Here is a 273-nt window from a genome sequence, read left to right as displayed (position 1 = left end):
CCCGTGGGCCGAAGTCAGCCGACACCTGATGGCGGGCCTGGTCGTCTCCGCGCTCCCGCCCGGCGCCGCCGACCCGCTTGCAGCCCTGTCGTCGGCGGCGGGGAACACGCTCCTCGACGTCGTCTACCGGCCCTGGCCCACCCCGCTTGCCCAGGCAGCCCTCCGCGCAGGCAGCACCGTCATCGGCAGATTGCCGATGCTCGTGCACCAGGCCGCCCGCCAGGTCGAACCCCAGACCGGCCGCACCACTGCACCCCTGTCTGCGATGCGTAC

At 73.6% G+C, this 273-nt stretch carries 1 protein-coding gene; it reads left to right on the top strand.

All coding sequences use genetic code 11. The annotated features are described in order from the left end of the window. A partial coding sequence (locus AC0IXA_RS27475; RefSeq protein ID WP_471814909.1) for a hypothetical protein occupies window positions 1–273 on the top strand: 273 nt, incomplete at both ends.

The organism is Pseudomonas sp. AC083 (assembly GCF_979253165.1).
Note: the sequence above shows the minus strand (reverse complement) of the source record. Positions and strands in the feature narration are given on the sequence as shown.